Consider the following 17,681-nt stretch of genomic DNA (forward strand, 5'->3'; position numbering starts at 1 on the left):
AGATCGCAAAGACGGTCTGGCGCAGGGAAACGGATGGACAGGTTAAATCATGGATAAACTTACGCAATACGCGCCGCTGATCGCGCGCATCATCATCGGCGGCTTTTTCCTTCTGGCCGGCATCGGCAAGTTGGGCGACGTGGCTGGCACTGCGGGCTATATGCAAATGGTGGGTCTGCCGGGCTTTCTGGTCTGGCCCGCGATCATTTTTGAAATCGTGCTTGGGCTGTGCATGATCGTGGGTTTCAAAACCCGGATCGTCGCACTGGCTGGGGCCGCTTTTTGCGTGGTGACAGCAGTGCTGTTCCACAACAACTTTGCCGATCAGACCCAAATGATCATGTTTCTCAAGAACTTCTCGATCGCTGGTGGCTTCCTGATGTTCTTTGCCCATGGCGCGGGTGCCGTGGCTTTGGACAAAGCCTGACGCATTTTTCCTTGCCAAGTTAAGCGCTTGGCAAGGAATTTCTGCTGTTCTGTGTGAAACAGGAGGCAGCATGAACATCTACCATTGCATGATCGAATTGCGCGATGGCGCGCGGGCCTTGGCCTTTGCCGCCGCGGTCGAAGCTTGGATGAGCTATCTGAAAGCCCAGGGCCTTATCCTGGATTGGCGGCTGATGCGGCGGAAATTTCGCCTTGCCTCGGGCCCGCATACCGATTTCCTGCTGGAAATTGATGTCGGCGGGCTTGCCGATCTTGATGCGGCCTTTGCCGCACTTTCCACCCCTGATGAAGCCGCCGAGCGACGATATGATCACATGCACCAGATGATCGCCGAGATCGAGGTTGGCTTGTATCGCCCCTTCCCCGACCCGGCCCAACGCGAACGCATCGCCTTGATCTAGCGGCCGCGCAGGGCTACATCGGCGGCATGACACAAGAATTGCACATCATCGGCGGCGGCATGGCCGGATCAGAAGCGGCTTGGCAAGCGGCAGAACAAGGCGTGCGCGTGGTGATCCACGAAATGCGCCCCCAAGTCGCAACCTTCGCGCATCGTACCGGCAATTTTGCCGAAATGGTGTGTTCGAACTCTTTCCGCTCGGATGACGATGAACGCAACGCGGTGGGTCTGCTGCATTGGGAAATGCGCGCCGCGAATGGGCTGATCATGCAGATGGCCGAGGCGCATCGTTTGCCCGCTGGTGGGGCGCTGGCGGTGGACCGTGACCCGTTCGCCGAGGCTGTCACCGCGCGGCTGAACGCGCATCCGCTGATTTCGTCGTCGTTCGAGGAAGTGACAGAGCTGCCAGACCAAGGCCATTGGATCGTGGCCACAGGGCCGTTGACCTCGGGGGCGCTGGCGGAAAGCATACGCGCAGCCACAGGCGCCGATGCTTTGGCGTTTTTTGACGCCATCGCCCCGATTGTCTATGCAGAATCGGTGGATATGTCGAAAGCATGGATGCAAAGCCGCTACGACAAGGGCGAGACGGTCGAAGAACAGACCGCCTATATGAACTGCCCGATGACGAAAGACGAATACTACGCCTTCATCGACGCTCTGCTGGCCGCTGACAAAACCGAGTTCCATGAAGGTGAAACCGCTGGCTATTTCGACGGCTGCCTGCCGATCGAAGTGATGGCAGAGCGCGGCCGCGAGACGTTGCGCTTTGGTCCGATGAAACCGGTGGGCCTGACAAATCCGCATGAAACCATCAAACCCTATGCCGTGGTGCAACTGCGCCGCGACAACAAACTGGGCACGCTCTATAATATCGTAGGCTTTCAGACCAAGATGAAGTACGGCGCGCAAACTGCTGTTTTCAAGATGATTCCAGCGTTGCACGATGCCAGCTTCGCGCGGCTTGGCGGCATCCACCGCAATACATTCATCAACTCTCCGACCTTGCTGGACGATCAGATGCGGCTGAAATCGCGGCCCAATATCCGCTTTGCGGGCCAGATCACTGGGGTGGAAGGCTATGTCGAATCTTCGGCGATGGGCCTGCTTGCGGGCCGGATGGCAGCCGCCGAGTTGCAGGGGCGCGTCTTGCCGCCACCGCCCGCCGATACTGCAATGGGCGCGTTGATCACGCATATCACCGGCGGCGCCGAGGCGAAAACGTTCCAGCCGATGAACGTCAATTTCGGTCTGTTCCCGCCCATTGACGCGCGCGGTGGCCGCAAAGGGCGCAAGGATCGCTATAAGGCCTATACGGACCGGGCGAAGGAATCGTTCACGGCATGGCTTTCGTAACGCGCTTTGCGCCGTCGCCCACCGGCCCTTTGCATCTGGGCCATGCCTATTCTGCGCTGCTGGCGCATGACATGGCGCGGGCTGCGGGCGGCGTGTGTTTGCTGCGGATCGAAGATATCGACCAAAGCCGCTGCCGCCCTCAATGGGAAGCTCAGATTTATGATGATCTGCAATGGCTTGGGCTAAACTGGCCCGAGCCTGTTCTGCGGCAATCCGACAATCTTGCAGCCTATGATCGGGCATTGTCCAAACTGGACCAATTTTGCTACCCCTGTCGTTGCAATCGCGCTGATATCCGCGCCGCGCTGTCTGCGCCGCAGGAGGGCGTGTTGCACGCCGGCCCGGATGGCCTGATTTATCCCGGCACATGTCGGCATCGGTCGCTGGCCGAGACAACTGAGGCTGATGCAATCCGGCTGGATATCACCAAGGCGATGCAAGATCAGAGTGTAAGCTATTGCGAAGGCAGCACAATTATTCAGGCTGATCGTGCTGCAATGCTGCATTCTGTCGGCGATATCATCCTGTCTCGGCGCGATATTTCCACCTCTTACCATCTTTCAGTCGTGGTCGATGATGCGGCGCAGGGCGTCACGGATGTGGTCAGGGGCATGGATTTGCAAGAGGCGACCAAGATCCATGCGCTGTTGCAACGCGCGCTTTGTCTCCCCACACCCATCTATCACCATCACCGCCTGATCCGCGACGAGCAGGGCAAGCGGTTGGCGAAACGTGATGATGCGCGCGCCTTGTCGAAATACCGGGCCGAGGGCGCGACACCTGCCGATATTCGCCGCATGGTCGGGTTATAGCGGGTCGGAAATCACCACTTCGACGCCATCGCGCAGCGCCGTATAGAAACAGCTGCGCCGATTGGTGTGGCAGGCAGGCCCCTCTTGCGTGACCAAAGCCAGCAGGCAATCGCGGTCGCAATCCAGCCGCAACTCGACCAATCGCTGCACATGACCCGAGGTTTCGCCTTTGGCCCAAAAACTGCGACGCGACCGCGACCAATAGGTCATCGCACCTGTTTCCAGCGTGCGCGCAAGCGATGCGGCGTTCATCCATGCCATCATCAGCACCTCACCCGACACATGATCCTGCGCGATGCAGGGGATCAGGCCATTGGCATCAAAACTCAGCGTGGTTGGATCAAATTGCATCGGCTTCTCCTTGGCGAAGGCGTGGCTTGGGCTTATCTTGCGGAATAGAAAAGGGGAAGCCATGAGCGACAGCGATCTTGTCAAACTCTACTCGGGCCGGATTTTGGCGCTGGCGGCGGATATTCCGCATCTGGGGCGGCTTTCCGCACCGGGTGGCACGTCGCGCAAACGTGCGCCGCTGTGTGGTTCGACGGTGACCGTGGATCTGGTGCTGAAAGACGGCCGGATTGCCGAATTTGCGCAGGATGTGAAGGCCTGCGCCTTGGGGCAAGCCTCGGCTGCGCTGATGGGGCAGGTGATTCTGGGGCGCAATCAAGCCGAACTGACCGCCGCGCGGGAAGCGTTGCGCGCCATGTTGCAAGACAACGGCCCTGCCCCCGCCGCGCCCTTTGACGGCTACGAAGTGCTGATCCCGGCGCGCGACTATAGAAATCGCCATGCCTCTATCTTGCTGGCGCTGGATGCTGCGATTGAGGCGGCTTCGGTATAAAAAAACCGCCGCACATCCAAAGGGATGGCGGCGGAAAGTGGCGTTCTTGAACCAAAGCGTGTGGCCGGGCAGCCACGAGGCGCATCACTTGGGGACAGATGCGCGGCAAGGTTCATCAAGACCGCAGGCAGAAACTTAAATCAGGCAGGATTTGGCCAATCAGACCCTAAAGGGTTCCAGACATGCCCAATCCGGCAAAAAGCAAAGCGAACAACGACACAACACCGATTGCCTCGGGCAGAAGGCTGGTTTTGGACCGTTTCAGGATTTCGGTAATCTCGGTGAGCATGTCGACCTCCGTTGTTGTTGCTGTATTGTTCTCATATTCTCAACGCTCTGTAAAGAACTTTATGAGAACATTTGCGAACCGATGAGAACATAACCCAGCAGGGCCCAATAGGTTCCCCGCCGCAGCACACAAGATTGTGAGGTTTTATCCGACAGAGATCAGTTTTATCGCACGATCTTGATTTAGCAGCCACAGCAAGACCCGGGCTGCGCGGCCGCGTGGGCTGGTCAAATCAGGATCAACCACCAACAAGGCCCGCGCGTCGGATTGCGCAACGGCCATCAGCCCGGCCTGCCGTTCAAGATCGGCAACCCGGAACCGCGGCAATCCAGATTGCGCGGTGCCAATCAGATCGCCCGCGCCCCGCATTGACAGATCTTCCTCAGAGATGCGAAAGCCGTCTTCGGTATCGCGGATCACCTTGAGCCTGCGCGCCCCAGTTTGCGACAGCGGTGCTTGATAGACCAAGAGGCAGGTCGACTCGACATGGCCGCGCCCAACCCTGCCGCGCAGCTGATGCAGCTGCGCCAGTCCAAAGATTTCGGCCCGCTCGATCACCATGATAGAGGCATTTGGCACGTTCACGCCGACCTCGATCACCGTTGTTGCGACCAGAATCTTAGTCTGCCCGCTGGCAAAACCTGCCATCGCGGCGTCTTTTTCGGCGGCGGGCATCTGGCCATGCACCAGCCCCACCACATCCCCCAAAGCCGCGCGCAGGCTGGCAAAACGCTCTTCCGCGCTGGCGTAATCGACCAGCTCGGATTCCTCGACCAAGGGACAGACCCAATAGGCCTGACGGCCTTCGGCGACGGCACGGGCAAGGTGGCCAACCACCTCATCCATCCGCGCGCCCGAGATCATCACCGTCTTGATCGGCTTGCGCCCAGCCGGTTTTTCATCCAGCACCGAGACATCCATATCGCCGTAACTGGCCAGCGCAAGGCTGCGCGGGATCGGCGTTGCGGTCATCACCAGCACATCGACGCCCTGCCCTTTGGCGCCCAGTTCCATGCGTTGTGCGACGCCAAAGCGATGCTGTTCATCGACCACCGCCAAGCGAAGATCTTGAAAATGCACATCCTTTTGAAACACCGCATGGGTGCCCAGCAGAATGTGGATGCGCCCCTCGGCCAGATCGGCAAGCTTGGCCGCGCGCTCGCTGCCCTTGTCGCGCCCGGTCAAAAGCGCAATCCTGATGCCCGCAGCTTCAGCCAAAGGCAGCAAGCCTTCGCGGTGCTGACGCGCCAAAATCTCGGTCGGGGCCATCATCACGCCCTGCCCGCCGGATTCCACTGCGATCAGCAAGGCAAGCAAAGCCACCAGCGTTTTGCCCGAGCCGACATCGCCTTGCAGCAGCCGGTTCATCCGCACAGGCTGCGCCATATCTGCGGCGATCTCGGCCACAGCCCGGTTTTGCGCCGACGTGGGGCGGTAAGGCAGCGCTGCAAGCACAGGCTTTTGCAAGCGGCCATCCCCGATGCTGACGCGGCCCTGCCCCCGCCGCATGCTGGCGCGGGCCAAGGAAAGCGTCAGCTGATGGGCAAAAAGTTCATCATAAGCAAGACGTTGGCGGGCGGGGTCGGTGAAAGCCAGCGCCGCCTGATCGGGGGGCGCGTGCACGGTTTGCAGCGCCGCGTGCCAATCCGGCCACGCCTCGCGCGCCTTCAGGCCGGGATCAATCCACTCTGGCACCAGCGGCGCGCGGGCCAAAGCAGAGGCCACCGCTTTCGCCACCACCCGCTGCGTGATGCCGGCGGCAAGCGGGTAAATCGGTTCAAACTGCGGCAGCTCGCCCGCCTCTTCGGGGCGCAAAACATGGTCGGGATGCACCATTTGTGCAATGTTATCAAAGAGCTCGACCTTACCTGACACAAGGCGGCGCTGCCCGGTGGGAAGCAGGCCCTGCAGATAATCACTGCGCGCGTGAAAGTAGACCAACTGAAATTCAAGCGCCGCATCGCGCACCATGATGCGGTAGGGACGGCCCTTTTGGCGTGGCGGCAGATGCAGACCAACCTCGACCTCGACCGTCACGGTGCAGGGCGGCACCACATCGCGCAACGAGGCCTTGCGGCTGCGATCCACAGCGGAATGGGGCAGCAAAAACAACAGGTCTTTGGGCTTTTCAACGCCAAGTGCCTCAAAGGCTTTGGCGGTCTTTGGGCCGACCCCTTCAAGGGTTTCCAAGCCTGCAAACAGTGGAAACAAAATTTCCGGACGGCTCATGCCTGACCTATCAAGGCAAGCCAGCCGTCTTCGTCAATCACCGTAACCCCATGTTTTTCAGCATCTTTCGCCTTAGAGCCTGCCCCCGGCCCAGCCACCAGCAGATCGGTTTTGGCCGAAACAGAGCCCGCAACCTTGGCCCCCAATGCCTCGGCCCGGGCCTTGGCTTCGGCGCGGGTCATCTTTTCAAGCGAGCCGGTGAACACCACGATCTTGCCTGCAACCGGGCTATCCACGGGCGCACGGGCCTGCACCGATTGCACCGAAAGTTCGGCCACAAGCGAATCAATCGCCGCGCGCTCGGGGCCATTTTGAAACGCCGCGACCAAAGATCCAGCCAAAACCGCGCCGACACCATCAATCGACGTCAGTTCGGCCCAATCAGGGCTGTCTGGCAAGGCATGGGTGATCGCGGCCTCAAAATGTTCCCAACTGGAATAATGCCGCGCCAACAGGCCTGCTGCGGCCTCGCCAACATGACGGATGCCAAGTCCGAAAATCAGCCGGTCGAGCGGAATGTTGCGCTTGGCTTCAATCGCCGCGAACAGCTTTTTGACCGAGGTTTCCCCAAAACCATCGCGGTTCTTCAGCTTTTTCAGGCCGTTGGCTGCATCCCGCGCGGCAAGGGTGAAAATATCGGCGGGCGTTTTCACCGGAAGGTCGGCATCGTGGAAAAACATCTCTACCTGCTTGGCGCCCAAACCTTCGATGTCAAACGCGCCGCGCGAGACGAAATGCTTCAAACGCTCCACTGCTTGCGCGGGGCAAATCAGCCCGCCCGTGCAGCGACGCACGGCATCACCGGGCTCTCGATGCGCGACGGAACCACACTCGGGACAAATATCTGGGAAAACATAAGGTTGCGCGTCATCCGGGCGCCGCGTCAAATCCACATCGGCGATCTTTGGGATCACGTCGCCCGCCCGGTACACCTGCACAAAATCGCCGATGCGGATGTCGCGGCCGTCGCGGATGGCGGTGCCTTTGGCATCGCGGCCAGCAATGTAGTCTTCATTGTGCAACGTGGCGTTTGAGACCACGACCCCGCCCACCGTCACCGGGGTAAGCCGCGCCACGGGCGACAAGGCGCCGGTGCGGCCAACCTGAATGTCGATCGCCTCAAGCCGGGTCCAAGCCAGTTCGGCCGCGAATTTATGCGCAATCGCCCAGCGTGGCGTGGCAGAGCGAAACCCAAGCCGCGCTTGCAGCGCGAGATCATTCACTTTGTACACAACGCCGTCGATGTCATAGCCCAAAGTCGCGCGCAGGGTTTCAATCTGGCGGTAATGCGCCAACATCTCGGCGGGGCCAGTGCACAGGGTGGTCAGAGGATTTGTCTGAAATCCCAAAGCGTTAAGCCGCGCGATTGCTTCAAACTGAGCCGGTGCCAGCGGGGCCGATAGTGCCCCCCAAGCATAGGCAAAGAATCGCAAAGGCCGGGCCGCCGTGATGCTGGCATCCAGTTGGCGCAGACTGCCAGCGGCGGCATTGCGCGGATTGGCAAACAGCTTTTCCGCCTTGGCCGCCTGCCTTAGGTTCAGCGCGGCAAAATCCGCATGGCTCATATAGACCTCGCCGCGCACCTCCAGCAAGTCGGGCGCATCGGTCAGCTTTTGCGGAATGTCGGCAATGGTGCGGGCATTTTCGGTGACATTCTCGCCGATCTCGCCATCGCCACGGGTGGCTGCTTGCACCAGCACGCCGTTTTCATAGCGCAGCGACAATGACAGGCCGTCAATTTTCGGCTCTGCCGTGTAGGCGATGCCGGTGCTGGTGCCGAGATATTTGCGCACGCGTTCATCGAAATCGCTGATATCGGCATCCGCAAAGCCATTCTCCAGCGACAGCATACGGATGGCATGTGCCACTTTGCCAAAGCCGTCCGACACCGCAGCGCCCACCTGATCGGATGGGCTATCAGCGCGTTTCAACGCCGGAAACGCTGCTTCTATGGCCAGATTTCGGCGCTTCAGCGCGTCAAATTCTGCGTCGGACAATTCTGGCGCATCCAGCGTGTGATAGGCACGGTTGGCCGCGGCAATGGCCTTGGCCAGCCGCGCAAGCTCGGCGCGGGCCTCAGCCTCGGTCAAATGCTCTGTCTCCGCCGCCATTGCCGCCCCCATTCCAGTTTGCCACAAGTTATGCGGCGCACCGGGAATGGGCAAGCGCGGCCAAACCGCTGATCAAGCGCTGGCGGCGAGGCGCGGCGTCGCCAAAACCGGGCCCGGATCGCGCAACACATAGCCGCGCCCCCAGACGGTTTCGATGTAATTCTGCCCGCCGGTTGCCTCTGCCAGCTTTTTGCGCAGCTTGCAGATGAACACGTCGATAATTTTCAACTCTGGCTCGTCCATGCCGCCGTAAAGATGGTTCAGAAACATCTCTTTCGTCAAAGTGGTGCCCTTGCGCAGAGAAAGCAGTTCCAGCATCTGATATTCTTTGCCAGTCAGATGCACCGTGCCCCCGCCGACATCAACGGTCTTGGCGTCAAGGTTCACATTGACGCTGCCCGTCTTGATCACCGACTGGCTGTGCCCCTTGGAGCGGCGGATGATGGCATGGATGCGGGCGACCAGTTCTTCGCGGTGGAACGGTTTGGTCAGGTAGTCATCCGCACCAAAGCCAAAGCCCTTGATCTTGTTTTCGGTGTCGTCCGAGCCGGAAAGAATCAGAATCGGTGTTTCAATCCGCGCGAGTCGCAGTTGCCGCAGCACCTCGTGCCCCGACATATCTGGCAGATTGAGATCCAAAAGAATCAAATCGTAATCATAAAGCTTTGCCAAATCGATGCCGTCTTCACCCAGATCGGTGCAATAGACATTCAAATTCGCGTGGGTCAGCATCAGTTCTATACTACGGGATGTGGTGGGATCGTCTTCAACCAGCAAGATTCTCATTCTGAGGGCTCCGTCACAGGTTCTTGTTCGTTAATGACTTTGGCGGGCAATGGTTAACCACACGTTACTGTGACGAAATGAATCTGACAAACAACTTAAAGTTGTCGGTATTTTTGAATTGTGGTCACCCGCAAAGCCTTTTCGCCATGCGTTTCAACCGCTTGCCGCCAAAGAATGAACTCTTCCTCGGATAAAGCGTAGCGTTCCAAGGCCTCTGCCTCGGAAATCAGGCCGTAAATCACCGCCTTGACCACCACGGCCTTGCGGCTGGCCACCCAACGGTCGGTTTCAACCGGGGGCAAATCGGCGCGCGACAGGGTGCTGCCATCGGGTAAAGTGACCTGCCTTGGGCCATCAACTTTCTTGAGATACATGGTGATTTCCTCGCTTGCATCCCGGCAGCTTGGGCGAACGGGCTTAAACAACCGTAAAGCCGGGGGTTGAGACTATGTGGCATTTTCTTATATTGTGATGCATTGGCCATAATGTTGCCCCCATCCCCCGGAACATAAGATGTTTGATCACCCGCTGAATTCGCTTGGTTTTGCCAAGCCCCCCTCCGAGACCCGCGTGGTCGTTGCCATGTCGGGCGGCGTTGACAGCTCGGTTGTGGCGGCACAGCTGGCCGAAGAAGGCTATGACGTGGTGGGCGTCACCCTGCAGCTGTACGATCATGGTGCTGCGCTGGCGAAAAAGGGCGCGTGCTGTGCGGGGCGCGATATTCACGATGCGGCGCGGGTGGCCGAGGTGATGGGCTTTCCGCATTATGTGCTGGATTACGAGAACACCTTCCGCGAGGCGGTGATCGAGGAATTTGCCGACGCTTATCTGGCGGGGGCGACGCCGGTGCCCTGTATTCGCTGCAATGAGCGGGTGAAGTTCAAGGATCTGCTGGCCACCGCCCGCGATCTGAACGCCGATTGCATGGCGACGGGGCATTATATTCAGCGCAAGGTCGGCGATGGGCCAGAGCTGCACATGGCGACGGATGCGAACCGAGATCAAAGCTATTTCCTGTTCTCGACCACGCCTGAGCAGTTGGCTTATCTGCGGTTTCCTTTGGGGCATTTGGCATCAAAGGCGGAAACGCGGGCTTTGGCGGCTAAATATGGGCTGTCGGTGGCGGATAAGCCGGACAGTCAGGATATTTGCTTCGTCCCGAACGGCAATTATGCGGCGGTGATTGAGAAATTGCGGCCAGGGTCTGCGGATCCGGGCGATATCGTTGATCAGTCGGGGCGCGTGCTGGGGCAGCACCGCGGCGTCATTCACTACACGATCGGGCAGCGCAAGGGGCTGGGGATCGGCGGGCTTGGCGATCCTTTGTATGTGGTCAAGCTGGACCCGGCGTTGCGGCAAGTGATTGTCGGGCCGAAGGAGGCGCTTTCAACCAGAGTGATCCCGCTGCGTGAGATCAATTGGCTGGGCGAGGCTCCGTTTGAAAGCCGCGAAGAGTGGCATTTGAATGTGAAGGTCCGCTCGACCCGGCCGCCACGGACAGCGGTGGTGCGTCCTATATCGGCGACCGAGGCTACGGTAGAACTGCTTGATCCTGAAGATGGCATCTCGCCGGGGCAGGCTTGCGTGTTTTACGCGCCCGAAGGCAGCCGGGTGTTTGGCGGCGGCTGGATCTGGCGCGGGCGGTGAGTGTGTGTCCACGCGTGGACAGCTTTGGCGTTTGTGTGAATTCAAAGGGTTAGAAGGGCTGCTTCACTCTTTGTAAACCTTTGCACTCCTGCAATCTGCCGTTTCATCTGTTCATAAATATCCCCGCCGGAGGCTTCTGTGGTTGATGCAGGAAGCCTCCGGCGGGAATATTTAAGCCAGTCTGAACGTAAATTTTAGCTAAATTTTAGCGGGATTTGAGCGCGGACAGGACGGATTTTGCCGCCCGCAGGCCGGGGGCTTCGCCGCCTTGGCCAAGGCGTTGCATGGTCAGCTGCATCGCGGCATCCTGGGCGTGAGGATGCGCCAGCAGGTTCAGCAAAGCCGGGGCGATCAGGGTGGGCTTGCAGCTTTCGCCGATGAATTCGGGAACCACCCGGGTTTCCGAGACGAGGTTGACCAAAGTAGCCGTATCAACAAGGGCGGCGCGGCGCATCAGCCAGAGCGTCAGCTTGTGCATGTCATAGGCGATCAGCATCGGGCAGTTATTGGCGGCAAGTTCCAGCGAGACGGTGCCAGAGGCGGCGATAGCTGCATCGGCAGCGGCAAAGGCTGCGCGCTTAAGCGCGGGGTCGGTGATGATCTGCGGTTTAATCGGCCATGTGGCGGTAAGCTCGCGCACAAGCGCCTCTACCCCGCGCACGGTTGGCAGCACGACGCGGGCTTGGGGGTATTCGACCTTGATCAGCGCGAGGGTTTCACCGATCACCGGGGCAAGACGGCTGACTTCGCCTTTGCGCGATCCGGGCAGGGTCAGGATCAGCGGGCCGCACTCGGCGCCTTGCGGGGCATTGAGCAGGGCGATCTCGGCGGCGGTGGCGAGGGGTTCTGCCACCACCGGATGGCCGACGAAATCGCAGCTCATGCCGGCCGCTTGCATCAAGGGCGGCTCGAACGGCAGCAGGGCCAAGACATGGTCGATCACGCCGGCCATTTTGGCGGCGCGGCCGGGGCGCCATGCCCAGACCGACGGCGCGACGTAGTGGATGGTGCGCAGGTTTGGCGCTGCGGCTTTGACGATTTTCGCCACGCGCAGACAGAAATCGGGGCTGTCGATGCTGATCAGGGCGGCCGGATGGGCGGCCAGTGCTGCGGCAGCGGTTTCGCGGATGCGGCGTTTCAGATGCAGGTATTTCGGCAGCACCTCGACCAGCCCCATGATCGACAGTTCTTCCATTGGGAACAGGCTGTTAAGCCCCTCGGCCTGCATCAATGGGCCGCCTACGCCTTGGAATGTCACCTCTGGCTGCAGGAGCTTCAGGCCCGCCATCAAAGCCGCGCCCAGACGATCACCAGAGGGTTCCCCGGCGATCAGGAACAGCGTTAGCGCGCCCATAGCAGCAAATTCTGCGCTTGGGCGAAGGCGGTCATCGCGGGCAGATCGAGGCAGATCACCGATCCGGCCTGAAATGCCACGCCCGACAGGCCAGCCTCAGCGACAAGGCGCAGCGTCTCAAGGCCCATGGTGGGCAGATCAATGCGGCGGTCTTGGTCGGGTTTGGCGGCCTTGTAGTAAAGCCCACCTTTCGGGCGCAGGTTCGGCGCGATTTGGCCAAGGCTTTTCAGCATGGCATCGGTGCCGGGAAGCGCTTCGACCGCGAGGCACAGGCCCTGCGCGACAACACAGCCCTGACCGACATCGACGGCACCGAGGGCTTGGGTGATCAAGGCGGCGCGGGTGGCGTCGGATTCGTCGCGCGGGGTGATTTCGCCTGCCAGAACAGCGGCTTGCGGCAACAGAGCTGGGGCGATGGCTTCAACCCCGACCACCTCGAACCCGGCTTCTTCAAAGATCGCAATGACTGCGCGCAGGGTAGCATCATCGCCCTGCCCCATCGCGGACAACAGGCGCGGCACCATTTGCGCGGTTTGCGGATCGAACAGGGACGGATCAAGCCGGGGGCGTTGCACAGCACCCGCAAAGGCGATCTGGCTGATGCCTTGATCTTCCAGATGGCGCAGGAACAAGGCCAGACGCTCAATCCGAAAAATTTGATCCACTTTCAGGTTTTCCGGGGTGAACCCATCCAAAGCGCAGATCATCGGCGGGGTGGCACAGGCGGCGGCCAAGGCGGCGGGCAGGCCACCCTGCCCCGCGATGATGGCAAGGCGGCTCATTTTGGCGTCAGGAAAGAGCGGTCACTGGCCGAGAGGATGAAGTCGGTCATCTCTCGCACATATTGGCTTTCGGTCTGCTCGGCCAAACTGCGGGCGCGGTCAAGAAAGCTGCCCTCGCCCTGCGACAGAGCCTGAAAGGCGGCGCGCATGGCGGAAATGTCGCTGCGATCAACGCCTTTGCGTTTCAGGCCGACGAGGTTCAGGCCATCCAAGACGCCGCGCGGGCCCTGCACAAGGCCATAGGGGAGAACGTCATTCGTCACCATCGTCACCGCGCCGATGATCGCCCCACGGCCAATGCGCACCCACTGGTGGATGCCGGACAGACCGCCAATGATCACATCATCGCCGATCTGGCAGTGGCCAGCGATGGCGACCTGATTGGCCAGCACGATGCGATTGCCCAAGGTGGCATCATGGCCGATATGCGCGCCGGTCATCAGCAGGCAATCGTCGCCAATGCGGGTGATGCCGCCGCCGCCCGCTGTGCCGGTGTTCAGGGTCGCACCTTCGCGGATTTTGCAGCGTGCGCCCACGATCAGGCGGGTGCGTTCGCCGTTGAATTTCAGATCTTGCGGCACTTCCCCGACGCAGGCGAAGGGGAAAATCGTGGTGTCGTCGCCGATCTCGGTCCAGCCTGTCACCACGGCATGCGATTTCACCGTGACGCCTTTGTGCAGCGTGACTTCGGCCCCGATCAGCGCGAAGGGGCCGATGAAGCAATCGGGGCCAATCGTGGCGCCTTCCTCGACAAAGGCCGAGGGGTGGACTAGGGCTGTGCCGTGAATAGCCATGCTCAGGCCTTTTTCGGGACGTCGAACATCGCCATGAATTCGGCCTCGCACGCGAGTTCGCCATCGACCATGGCGCGACCGGCGAATTTCCAGACCCGACCGCCGCCGCGCAATGCCGTGACATGAAGTTCCAGCACATCACCCGGCACGACTTTGCGGCGGAATTTCACGCCATCGACGCCCATGAAAAACACGGTGGCGTTTTTATCGACCAGATCCATCGACAGGCCAACAAGGATGCCAGACGTTTGCGCCATAGCTTCGATGATCATCACGCCCGGAAAGATCGGCATGCCGGGGAAATGGCCCTGAAACTGCGGCTCGTTGAAGGTGACGTTCTTGATGCCGACACAGGATTTGTTGATGTAGATGTCGCGGACTTTATCGACCAGCAGGAATGGGTAGCGGTGCGGGATGATGCGTTGGATCAGCGCGAGATCGGCTGACAGCGGGGCGTCTGCGGGTGCGGCGGTCTGGTCGGTCATGCGGGATCTCCGAGGGTGCAGCCCTCTTGCCGGGGCGTGGTATTTGACTAGCGAAAAGCGCCGGGTGAAACAAGAGACTGGCCGGATTTGTCCAGAAATCAGCGCGGGGCTTTAGGGTGTGGGGGTGGGCTGAGGTTGGGGCTGCAGTGGCGGATCTGTGGGTTTGCTGCCATCACCCAAACGCGCGTCGATGCGGGCGACCACTTCGGCGGTGATGTCTATGGCGCCGAGGCTGACCACGATGGCGGATTTATCAAGGATGGCGACGGCACCGCGCTCGACCATGTAATCACCCAACAAGGGGGCTACGGCCTGAAAAAACCTCTGGCGGTCTTCATCGCGGCGTTTGGCAAGATCTCGGGCCTTGACCTCTTGCGTGCTGCGCAGGCCGTTGGCCTTCAGATCAAACGCCTCGGCGAGCGGGCGGAAGTCCTGCGCGGTCATCACGGCACGTTTGTCGGTCAAAGCCCGCTCTTCTGTTTCAAGCTCGGCGTCGATTTTGCGGTTCTCGGCAAGAAGTGCGGCGGAAGACGTTTCAAACTCCGCCTGCAACGCCTTGCCGTATTGGGTGGCGAGGAACAATTGTTCCTGATCCAGCGTCACAACCACCGACTTCTGCACCACACTGGGGGCCACAGTCTGCGCCTGCCCGATCAGAGGAAGCATAGGCAGCAGCGCCGCAATCAGCCCTGCTGCCGCCCGGTTCATCAGAACTTGGTCGCGATCGTCAGATCGAAGCTTTGCTCTTCGTCATAGCTTTCTTTCTTGATCGCATTCGAGAAGTTGAAGCGCAGCGGGCCAATCGGCGTGGTCCACAGCACCGAAACCCCGATGGCAGAGCGCAGATGTGCGCCGGAATCGACACCATCCGGGTTCGCATCCAAGCCCCAGACCGAGCCCATGTCATAGAACACGCCGCCTGTGATGCCATATTCTTCTGGCAGACCAAGCGGAAACTCGGCCTCAAGCTTGACGGTCGCGTAGAAATTGCCGCCCAAGGCATCGCCATCCGCTGTGCGCGGGCCGATGCCGTTGGTGTCAAAGCCACGCATCTTGCCATTGCCAAAGTAACGGTCGGTGACGCGGGTATCATAGCCGCCAAAACTTTTGACAGCCCCGCCTTCAAACACCGCGCGCAGGGTCACGTCTTCGTTGAACACCTTGGTTTCAGCCACCGCCAAAGCCGTGGTTTCAAAGAACTTCGCATCGCCACCCAGACCGATGTAGTCTTGGCCAAAGCGGAACAGCAGACTGCTTTTCGGGTTCAGGCCGGTGACGCGGTTGTCGAATGTATAGATATAGCCGATACCCGAGCCAAATTCCGAGCCACGGTCGCCTTCATCAAGCAACAGCAGCGAGGTCGAGGTGACATCTTTGACTGTATCCTGGAAAGCTTTGTAACGCAGTTCCAGCCGCGACTGTTCGGCAATCGGGAATTCCAACCCGGTGCTGAAGGCAATTTTGCGGGTGTCGTAAAGCGCGTTGGCGTTGTTGGCCTCATCATAAGACAGGCCAAGTTTCAGCTTGAGATCACGGCCCAGAAGGGCTGGTTCAACAAAGGAAATCCCGCTGCTTTTGGTATCAGAAGCAGAGCCGATATTCACCGCGAACGACTGACCACGGCCAAGGAAATTGGTTTCCGAGAAGCCAAGGTTCAGACCCAGACCCGACGCCGTGCCAAAGCTGGCACCAAAGCTGATCGAGCCGGTGGGCTGTTCTTCGACATCGACGTTAACGACCACGCCATCGGCGCTGCTGCCGGGTTTGGCATCGACTTTGGCATCGGTGAAGAAGCCCAAGGCGCGGATGCGTTCAGCGGCCTGACGGATTTCGCGCGGGTTGAAGGGGTCGCCTTCCACCGTGCGGAACTGGCGGCGCACCACCTGATCCAGGGTCGTGGTATTGCCTTCAATATCAATGCGTTCGACGAAGACCTTATCACCGCGCTTTATGACATATTCGACATCCAGCACCTGCCCGCGATCATTGCGGACCAGACGCGGTTCGATGCGCACAAAGTTCAAACCCTTGCGCAGCGCCAGATTTTCCATCCGGGCGATGTTGTTTTCAATGATCGACGGCGAATAGGTGACGCCCGAGCGCATCTTCTGCACGGCGGCAAATTCTGCGGCATCGACGCCTTCAACTTCGGAGACGGTGTTGACGCGGCCGATCTTCCAGCTTTGACCTTCCTTGACGGTGTAGGTCACGAAGGTCGCATCACGCTCGCGCGACAATTGGCCAGTGGCATCAACCACTTGCACGTCAATATACCCACGCGACAGATAGAAGTCGCGCAACATCTGCTTGTCGACCTCAAGCCGTTCCGGCACGAAAGTATCGGATTTGATCAGCTGGCGCAGGAAGCCCGCCTGTTTGGTTTGCAGCACTTGCTTCAGGCGACGGTCGCTGAAATGGCGGTTGCCGACAAAGGAAATACCTTCGTTTTCAACTACTTTGCCTTCGGTGATCTCAAACACCAGATCCACCCGATCATCCGAGCGACGGATGATCTTGGGATCAACCGTGGCGGCCAGACGGCTCTGCACGCGGTAGACTTCTGCGATCTGGGCGGCATCGGCTTCGGCCTGCGCCGGATTATAGACCAGACGCGATCTGGATTTCACCAGCTCTGTCAGTTTTTCGTCTTTGACCAGTTTGTTACCTTGGAAATCGACAACATTCAGCGTCGGCAATTCTTTGACCCGGATCACCAATGTGCCGCCCTGCGGCACCAGATCAACGGTTTCAAACAAGCCAGAGGCAAAAATGCGCTGATACGCGTCGTTCAGCTGGCCAGCGGCCAAGGATTGACCGCGCGCGATTCCCGCATAGCTTAGAATGGTTTTCGCATCGACGCGTTTGTTGCCTTCAACCGTCACGCTGTTGAAGCTGAAAGTTTGTGCAATTGCTTGCGTCAGGAACGGTTCGGAAACCATTGCACTGGAAAGCAGAATTGCGATCAGGCTTGGTCGCAGGGCGCGTCGGAACACACCCTTGCGCGTGGTGTTTGCGCGTGCTGTTTCCCGCATGGCTGCTCCTGAATACACTAAATCCTGTGCATCTGACTACCTGCAACCGCAAGCAATGTCAAAAGGATGGCCGAAAAAATCGTAAACAATATGGTGGAATTATGCAGCCTGTGTCGGGCTGCAACACGGGGTTTCGATCAGGGAGCGATCAGCGCCGTGCCAAGGAAGGCCCCGGCCAACAGCCCGACCACCACGGTGCCTGCGGTGAACAGGCGATCCCAGTTCAGCCACACCAAAAGCGACAGGCTTTTGTAGCTTTTCATGACAGCTTGCATGGTGGCACCTTTCCCGCATCGGACGATACTTCGCCATACGC

Annotated in this window: 19 protein-coding genes; 6 read left to right on the plus strand and 13 right to left on the minus strand. The window is 59.7% G+C overall.

All coding sequences use genetic code 11. The annotated features are described in order from the left end of the window. The first annotated feature begins 49 nt into the window (after positions 1 to 49). From QQJ98_RS14250 to gluQRS, 4 genes are all read left to right on the plus strand, one after another. Entirely contained in the window at positions 50 to 427 is a 378-nt protein-coding gene (locus QQJ98_RS14250) for a DoxX family protein (protein WP_284326011.1), read from the plus strand. Between the two features lie 70 nt (positions 428 to 497). Further along, positions 498 to 848: a DUF6614 family protein gene (locus QQJ98_RS14255; RefSeq protein ID WP_284326012.1), complete on the plus strand. Its 351-nt coding sequence runs from the start codon at positions 498 to 500 to the stop codon at positions 846 to 848. Positions 849 to 874: 26 nt separating this feature from the next. After that, entirely contained in the window at positions 875 to 2,203 is a 1,329-nt protein-coding gene (trmFO, locus tag QQJ98_RS14260) for a methylenetetrahydrofolate--tRNA-(uracil(54)-C(5))-methyltransferase (FADH(2)-oxidizing) TrmFO (protein WP_284326013.1), read from the plus strand. Beyond that, complete coding sequence (gene gluQRS / locus QQJ98_RS14265; protein ID WP_284326014.1) at positions 2,191 to 3,015, plus strand: tRNA glutamyl-Q(34) synthetase GluQRS; 825 nt, start codon at positions 2,191 to 2,193, stop codon at positions 3,013 to 3,015. The genes trmFO and gluQRS overlap by 13 nt, the downstream gene beginning before the upstream one ends. On the opposite strand, the gene hisI is transcribed toward gluQRS, so the two are convergent. Next, positions 3,010 to 3,366, minus strand: coding sequence for a phosphoribosyl-AMP cyclohydrolase (gene hisI, locus QQJ98_RS14270; RefSeq protein WP_284326015.1), 357 nt, complete (start codon positions 3,364 to 3,366; stop codon positions 3,010 to 3,012). The genes gluQRS and hisI overlap by 6 nt on opposite strands. Before the next feature lie 61 nt (positions 3,367 to 3,427). Between hisI and QQJ98_RS14275 the strand changes: the two genes are divergently transcribed. Continuing rightward, a complete protein-coding gene (locus tag QQJ98_RS14275) occupies positions 3,428 to 3,856 on the plus strand; it encodes an iron-sulfur cluster assembly scaffold protein (RefSeq protein ID WP_284326016.1) in 429 nt (142 codons plus the stop codon). A gap of 166 nt (positions 3,857 to 4,022) precedes the next feature. Here the strand turns inward: QQJ98_RS14275 and QQJ98_RS14280 are convergent, their stop codons facing one another. The 5 genes from QQJ98_RS14280 to sciP all read right to left on the minus strand — a co-directional run bounded on the left by QQJ98_RS14280 (position 4,023) and on the right by sciP (position 9,645). Further along, entirely contained in the window at positions 4,023 to 4,145 is a 123-nt protein-coding gene (locus QQJ98_RS14280) for a hypothetical protein (RefSeq protein WP_284326017.1), read from the minus strand. A gap of 144 nt (positions 4,146 to 4,289) precedes the next feature. Beyond that, positions 4,290 to 6,374, minus strand: a complete 2,085-nt coding sequence (gene recG, locus QQJ98_RS14285) for an ATP-dependent DNA helicase RecG (protein WP_284326018.1) — start codon at positions 6,372 to 6,374, stop codon at positions 4,290 to 4,292. Then, positions 6,371 to 8,485 (minus strand): NAD-dependent DNA ligase LigA, encoded by a 2,115-nt coding sequence (gene ligA, locus QQJ98_RS14290; RefSeq protein WP_284326019.1) that lies wholly within the window; start codon positions 8,483 to 8,485, stop codon positions 6,371 to 6,373. The genes recG and ligA overlap by 4 nt, the downstream gene beginning before the upstream one ends. A 72-nt stretch (positions 8,486 to 8,557) precedes the next feature. Continuing rightward, entirely contained in the window at positions 8,558 to 9,271 is a 714-nt protein-coding gene (ctrA, locus tag QQJ98_RS14295) for a response regulator transcription factor CtrA (protein ID WP_284326020.1), read from the minus strand. A 95-nt stretch (positions 9,272 to 9,366) separates the two neighbouring features. Further along, positions 9,367 to 9,645 carry a CtrA inhibitor SciP gene (sciP, locus tag QQJ98_RS14300; RefSeq protein ID WP_284326021.1) on the minus strand — a complete coding sequence of 93 codons (279 nt, stop codon included), beginning with the start codon at positions 9,643 to 9,645 and terminating at the stop codon, positions 9,367 to 9,369. A 139-nt stretch (positions 9,646 to 9,784) separates the two neighbouring features. Between sciP and mnmA the strand changes: the two genes are divergently transcribed. Beyond that, positions 9,785 to 10,918 (plus strand): tRNA 2-thiouridine(34) synthase MnmA, encoded by a 1,134-nt coding sequence (gene mnmA, locus QQJ98_RS14305; RefSeq protein WP_284326022.1) that lies wholly within the window; start codon positions 9,785 to 9,787, stop codon positions 10,916 to 10,918. A 205-nt stretch (positions 10,919 to 11,123) separates the two neighbouring features. Here the strand turns inward: mnmA and lpxB are convergent, their stop codons facing one another. From lpxB to QQJ98_RS14340, 7 genes are all read right to left on the minus strand, one after another. Then, entirely contained in the window at positions 11,124 to 12,272 is a 1,149-nt protein-coding gene (gene lpxB / locus QQJ98_RS14310; protein ID WP_284326023.1) for a lipid-A-disaccharide synthase, read from the minus strand. Next, the gene (locus QQJ98_RS14315; RefSeq protein WP_284326024.1) at positions 12,260 to 13,054 is read right to left on the minus strand and encodes an LpxI family protein; all 795 of its coding nucleotides are present in this window, start codon (positions 13,052 to 13,054) and stop codon (positions 12,260 to 12,262) included. The genes lpxB and QQJ98_RS14315 overlap by 13 nt, the downstream gene beginning before the upstream one ends. After that, complete coding sequence (gene lpxA, locus QQJ98_RS14320; RefSeq protein WP_284326025.1) at positions 13,051 to 13,848, minus strand: acyl-ACP--UDP-N-acetylglucosamine O-acyltransferase; 798 nt, start codon at positions 13,846 to 13,848, stop codon at positions 13,051 to 13,053. The genes QQJ98_RS14315 and lpxA overlap by 4 nt, the downstream gene beginning before the upstream one ends. A 2-nt stretch (positions 13,849 to 13,850) precedes the next feature. After that, a complete protein-coding gene (gene fabZ / locus QQJ98_RS14325) occupies positions 13,851 to 14,333 on the minus strand; it encodes a 3-hydroxyacyl-ACP dehydratase FabZ (protein ID WP_284326026.1) in 483 nt (160 codons plus the stop codon). 111 nt (positions 14,334 to 14,444) lie between these two features. Continuing rightward, the gene (locus tag QQJ98_RS14330) at positions 14,445 to 15,041 is read right to left on the minus strand and encodes an OmpH/Skp family outer membrane protein (protein ID WP_284326027.1); all 597 of its coding nucleotides are present in this window, start codon (positions 15,039 to 15,041) and stop codon (positions 14,445 to 14,447) included. Further along, entirely contained in the window at positions 15,041 to 17,365 is a 2,325-nt protein-coding gene (bamA, locus tag QQJ98_RS14335) for an outer membrane protein assembly factor BamA (RefSeq protein ID WP_284326028.1), read from the minus strand. Before bamA ends, QQJ98_RS14330 begins: the two co-directional genes overlap by 1 nt. A 137-nt stretch (positions 17,366 to 17,502) precedes the next feature. Next, on the minus strand, positions 17,503 to 17,628 hold the full coding sequence (locus tag QQJ98_RS14340) for a hypothetical protein (protein ID WP_284326029.1): 126 nt from the start codon (positions 17,626 to 17,628) through the stop codon (positions 17,503 to 17,505). Positions 17,629 to 17,681: the final 53 nt, after the last annotated feature.

Origin of the sequence: Cypionkella aquatica, from assembly GCF_030161095.1 — a bacterium.
Taxonomy (GTDB): domain Bacteria; phylum Pseudomonadota; class Alphaproteobacteria; order Rhodobacterales; family Rhodobacteraceae; genus Cypionkella; species Cypionkella aquatica.

Coding starts and splice junctions, on each gene's coding strand:
- QQJ98_RS14250 (WP_284326011.1), top strand. CDS start 50: ATGGATAAACTTACGCAATACGCGCCGCTGATCGCGCGCATCATCATC.
- QQJ98_RS14255 (WP_284326012.1), top strand. CDS start 498: ATGAACATCTACCATTGCATGATCGAATTGCGCGATGGCGCGCGGGCC.
- trmFO (WP_284326013.1), top strand. CDS start 875: ATGACACAAGAATTGCACATCATCGGCGGCGGCATGGCCGGATCAGAA.
- gluQRS (WP_284326014.1), top strand. CDS start 2,191: ATGGCTTTCGTAACGCGCTTTGCGCCGTCGCCCACCGGCCCTTTGCAT.
- hisI (WP_284326015.1), bottom strand. CDS start 3,366: ATGCAATTTGATCCAACCACGCTGAGTTTTGATGCCAATGGCCTGATC.
- QQJ98_RS14275 (WP_284326016.1), top strand. CDS start 3,428: ATGAGCGACAGCGATCTTGTCAAACTCTACTCGGGCCGGATTTTGGCG.
- QQJ98_RS14280 (WP_284326017.1), bottom strand. CDS start 4,145: ATGCTCACCGAGATTACCGAAATCCTGAAACGGTCCAAAACCAGCCTT.
- recG (WP_284326018.1), bottom strand. CDS start 6,374: ATGAGCCGTCCGGAAATTTTGTTTCCACTGTTTGCAGGCTTGGAAACC.
- ligA (WP_284326019.1), bottom strand. CDS start 8,485: ATGGCGGCGGAGACAGAGCATTTGACCGAGGCTGAGGCCCGCGCCGAG.
- ctrA (WP_284326020.1), bottom strand. CDS start 9,271: ATGAGAATCTTGCTGGTTGAAGACGATCCCACCACATCCCGTAGTATA.
- sciP (WP_284326021.1), bottom strand. CDS start 9,645: ATGTATCTCAAGAAAGTTGATGGCCCAAGGCAGGTCACTTTACCCGAT.
- mnmA (WP_284326022.1), top strand. CDS start 9,785: ATGTTTGATCACCCGCTGAATTCGCTTGGTTTTGCCAAGCCCCCCTCC.
- lpxB (WP_284326023.1), bottom strand. CDS start 12,272: ATGGGCGCGCTAACGCTGTTCCTGATCGCCGGGGAACCCTCTGGTGAT.
- QQJ98_RS14315 (WP_284326024.1), bottom strand. CDS start 13,054: ATGAGCCGCCTTGCCATCATCGCGGGGCAGGGTGGCCTGCCCGCCGCC.
- lpxA (WP_284326025.1), bottom strand. CDS start 13,848: ATGGCTATTCACGGCACAGCCCTAGTCCACCCCTCGGCCTTTGTCGAG.
- fabZ (WP_284326026.1), bottom strand. CDS start 14,333: ATGACCGACCAGACCGCCGCACCCGCAGACGCCCCGCTGTCAGCCGAT.
- QQJ98_RS14330 (WP_284326027.1), bottom strand. CDS start 15,041: ATGAACCGGGCGGCAGCAGGGCTGATTGCGGCGCTGCTGCCTATGCTT.
- bamA (WP_284326028.1), bottom strand. CDS start 17,365: ATGCGGGAAACAGCACGCGCAAACACCACGCGCAAGGGTGTGTTCCGA.
- QQJ98_RS14340 (WP_284326029.1), bottom strand. CDS start 17,628: ATGAAAAGCTACAAAAGCCTGTCGCTTTTGGTGTGGCTGAACTGGGAT.